3 protein-coding genes are annotated in these 4,297 nt (G+C 51.5%); all 3 read right to left on the bottom strand.

All coding sequences use genetic code 11. From position 1 onward, the window contains the following. Positions 1-55 precede the first annotated feature (55 nt). Positions 56-2,167, bottom strand: coding sequence for a hypothetical protein (locus EJP87_RS14175; RefSeq protein WP_130472517.1), 2,112 nt, complete (start codon positions 2,165-2,167; stop codon positions 56-58). A gap of 23 nt (positions 2,168-2,190) precedes the next feature. Continuing rightward, positions 2,191-3,315 carry a 5'-methylthioadenosine/S-adenosylhomocysteine nucleosidase family protein gene (locus tag EJP87_RS14170; protein WP_130472516.1) on the bottom strand — a complete coding sequence of 375 codons (1,125 nt, stop codon included), beginning with the start codon at positions 3,313-3,315 and terminating at the stop codon, positions 2,191-2,193. 334 nt (positions 3,316-3,649) lie between these two features. Next, positions 3,650-4,297 (bottom strand): M48 family metallopeptidase (locus tag EJP87_RS14165; protein WP_130472515.1); only part of this gene is annotated, 648 nt, incomplete at its 5' end.

Below are 4,297 nucleotides of genomic sequence, written 5' to 3'. Positions count from 1 at the left end.
CTGCAAAGGTGCCGGGAGTGTCCGAGAAAGTGCTTACGCGCAACGGCCATTTGTATCATTCACGCTGAACCAGCACAATGTGGGAAGCACTCAGCAGGAACTCTGCTGACATATCATGACGATCCATCAACTCTCTTGCCCATAGGGCGGCCTGCTTGAGATCCCCACACTCCACATACTGGTCGAACAGGGATATGCCATATTGCGGTAATGATTCTCTGCGATAAAGATCCTCTGCCTCCCGCACAGCTCTGGGCAGATTCCCCAATAAACGTTGACACTGAATACGAATCCAACTTATCCGAGCTGGGGGAATATCGGAGAGAAGGCGCTCCCAATGCTCTTCCAGCAGTGTAAAACATTCCTGGTATGCCTGTCGGTTCCACAGAGCCACCGCCGCCAGTTTCAATGCGGCAGGTGTAGCCAACGTCTGCACCAACTCTTTGGCCAAATCGGCAACCCTTTCCCACGCCTTCTCTTGGGCAAAAATCTGGCAGGCGGAATAGAGGTGAGAACCATTGCCTGTAGCGCGGAACAAATCTAGCACCGATTCCGCAACAGGAAGCCACTTGCCGCTCTTGCGCGCCTCAAGCATCCGAATGTTGCATTTCAGTTCCAAAACAGCCTTATGAGATTCCAGAATTTCGGCCTTTGTTAATGCTTTATTTATCTCACCCGCATACGCCTCAAAGAAAATGTCCCAATAGTGCCAATTTTGCTCCAATCCAGCTTCTGTAAACAGAGTACGGGATTTATCCAAAATGATACGCAGTTGTTTGATCTTTGGATGAGCTTTTTGAAAGCGCAACCACAACAGTGTATTAACCCCCTGGACAGTAGCCTTGTGTTCCTCCAAATCACTTTCTAACAATTCCACTGTGCAGCCCATAGGGAGATTATAACCAGCCAACTTGTTCAGAAAAATGGCTCCTACATGATCAGGATTTTGCAGCAGCAATTGCCGACACAGATTCTTACCCTCTTTATGCCGTTCCGGGTGACTGGCCAGGGTTGCCAACAACCACGCCTCAATAACCCGTCGGCGAGATGGAATGGTTTCCTGATTGTTGCTTAAGCCACGAAATAATTCGGCGGCACGATCCAGATAGCTCAGGCTTTCACTGCTTTCTCGCAACATCTCTTTTCCGGAAGGATACGGGAAAAGAACGGGACGGTCTGGAATGAGCGATGGAGAAAGAGCCTGGCAGTAATAAATCGCTCCCAGGGCAAAACGGATCAGTTCATTTCCGGGCTCTTTTTCCAATGCCTTGGTAACATGCAGCTGTGCCTGGCCAAGATTTCGAGCAAAGAGACAGGAGAGGGCTAAAAGACGCTCGGTTTCGGCGCTTTGAAAAGAGTCCCTCCCTCCAGATTGGGAAAACAGCATCTGTTGGTGCTTATCACCTTGCAGCCACTGCCGTGCTGATTGATGAGAACCAAGCTCCAGAAGTAGAGTGGCATGAAAGTGACTCTCGAAAAGAGTTATTGGCTCCCCGAGAAACTCCTTGGCAGACTGCGCACCCTCCCTTGCGTCCACCAATCGTACAGCCAGCAGATGGTCGTCCTGATGGGGAAAAAGGGCCTTTGCTCGTGATGCCAAGGCTTCAATGACTTCCAGAGGCTCTGCCATCGACAAACGTAATGTTGCCTCAAGACGCAACAGACGGGACTGGTGAGATGGAGGAGTCCTGTCAAAAATCCGCTGCTTCAGTGCGTTGACCTGCTCCAGAGCCGAATGCTGCCGACCGGCACGAATATGCTCACGAATGACATCAATTTGCAGTTCTGCCAAATCGGCAAAAGCATCCCAATCGGTGGAATCAAGAGCTTGAGATGTGCTTGCTTGCCGGGCTAAGCCAGACTGGGACAGATTTTCCTGCAATCGCCCGGCGGGTGAATCGGAAGGTTGTGGAGCCGTTCTTCGCTCATCCTCCAACAATTGCGCCAGATCGCCCCTTTTGATAATCCCCAATGCCTCGGGGAGTTCATCCAGTCGATCGCGATCCTCCAGCCATCCCCAAAGATCCTCACACTCACGGCCTTGGCGAAAACGATTGCGCTCATGCCTGGGAATTTCCGGTTCCAAGACATCCGCCAGATCCTCCCAACTCTGATGGAGTCGCTGGCAAAATTGAAATTTTGTCCGCCCGGAAAACGGCCCGCTCATGGAGGCATCCTCACATCTCCCTATCAGGAGTCAAACAATTGAGCCAGTTCCTCTCGTCCGGCATTCCGCAAGGCGTCGGATAATTCGCTCAATCGCCCGCGAATCTCCAACCAGGTCCAAAGATCTTGACACTCATTACCCGGGCGAAACCGTCTCCGATCACTTGCAGGAACTGACGGATCCAGCGAATCTGCCACATCTTCCCAGTTTTCACCAAGTCGGCGACACAATTCCAGTTTTGTCCTGCCAGAAAATGTGTCTGGTTGATGTGGGGCGTGTGAGTCTGAGCCATGCTTGGCTGCAGGTTGGACAGATGCCTCGGAAAATCGACGCGGTATGAATGCTCCCGCAGCAAGCAGGTCAAACACCAAAGCAGCCGCAGCATCGACGGCATAGGGACGCCAACCATCATCGGCTTTTTTTGAATCTGCCCAATCGCAGATCCCCTTAACAAACAGAAAACGAACATCGGCTTCATAACTTCCGATCGCAGTACCGTAGCCTTCCATCTCCACGCCAAGCAACGGGGGAACAGCTTCCATTCCATCCACCAGTTCAGTCAATTTATTCAATGTCGTCTCGTCGGCCACCACTTTTTCTCCCGAAGCCACCGTACCAAAATGAACCATCGGAAGGATACGATGACTAGTTCCATCAGGACGTTTCATTTTCATTTTGGCGGTCCATTCGTTGCTGCTAGTGCGCTTTTTCACTGCGAGCAGCAATCGCTCATCACAGCGCAAGGGGGTAGAACGTGACTCGAAACGATCTGGGTGATTTTTGCCGCATTCATAGTTAACAAGCACCTCAGCCACCACAACGTCCCCCCGCATACGCTTTTCTTCTATTGGCAGGGCTATACTCCCCTCCCTTCCGCCAAGTAGGCCAATCAACACAACCAGCTCAGCCTGGGTTTCCTTTTGAAAAGCGACGCTCTTTGCCGCTGCTTGTGGGTTGCCCATATCCTGAAAACAGAAAAGTCCAATTTTCAGGCTGTCATTTTCCACGGCCAGGGTGGATTGCCACCAATTCTGATGTAACACCATGATATTTTGAGGATTGTTCATGTGGGATTTGACTCGCTCCATCTCTTCCTCCAAAGCGGTCAGAATCAGTACATCCAAGGGTGTTGCATTGGGAAGCATCATGATTTTTCCTCTATTTTTTTCCTCTATCGAGTTGCCCTGTTATCGGTCTGTACTCCGAATCCCTGCTGCCTTGAGAGATTGCTGCCATTGTGGCAACGTGTTCTTTCGTCTCAATAAAGATTTCTCTGATCTGTGCCATTTCTTTCGACTGGCGGTGGTATACTATCCCTGGGCGATTGCGATCTACAGATGTTCAGCAATATCAGATTACGGGTCGATCCCGAGCTGGATGTCATCCCAAAAATCGAGTTCGACCCCAAATTGTCCAACCTTCTCCCTTTCGTCCAGAAGTAACACATCAAAAGGGATCGAATGCATCAGAACAACTCCCATATCACTCATTCAGCAGCAACTCAGCCATACCATCCAGTTTGATTTTCACAGATTTCCATTCCGGTATCAACTGTCCCAGTAGTTGATAGTACCGATCACTGTGGTTGTGTTCTTTCAGATGGCAGAGTTCGTGCAGAAGGACGTAGTCTACACAATCTCGCGGAGCTTTCACCAGATGTGGGTTCAGGGAGATGACACCTTTCGGTGAACAACTCCCCCACTGTTTTTGCATCGGTGCCAGTTTCCAACAGGGGATGGCCGATAGCCAGGGTATATGCTCCGCGTGGATGGTCAGACGTTTGTGCAGGTACTCCTTCGCCCGCTCTCGATACCAACCGCGCAGCAGATCTTTCACCATACCGGGGGACTCCTTCGAACAACAGACCTCCAACCGTCCCCGTAGCAGTTTCACCGTCGCCCGTTCGTCTGGTGCCACGACCACCTTCAGCAGGTGGCGACGCCCCAAATAGAAATGGCTTTCCCCACTGACATACTGGCGGGCCAGCACATGCTCACGTTGCTGCCTGGCATCGCTGACGTGTTTCAGCACCCATCGGGCCTGTTTGCGCACTGCGTCCCGGATTTCACTGTCACCAGCCCCTTCGGGTGCGTCCACCTGCACCGATCCGTCCGGGTAGACATGAATGGC

The organism is Candidatus Magnetaquicoccus inordinatus (genome assembly GCF_004217665.1).
Classification (GTDB): Bacteria; Pseudomonadota; Magnetococcia; order Magnetococcales; family Magnetaquicoccaceae; genus Magnetaquicoccus; species Magnetaquicoccus inordinatus.
The sequence above is the reverse complement of the archived record's forward strand: the minus strand, read 5'-3'. Positions and strand labels throughout refer to the sequence as shown.

Bases quoted from the DNA above. Each gene is read 5' to 3' on its own strand.
- EJP87_RS14170 (WP_130472516.1), bottom strand. From the start codon at position 3,315: ATGATGCTTCCCAATGCAACACCCTTGGATGTACTGATTCTGACCGCT.
- EJP87_RS14175 (WP_130472517.1), bottom strand. From the start codon at position 2,167: ATGAGCGGGCCGTTTTCCGGGCGGACAAAATTTCAATTTTGCCAGCGA.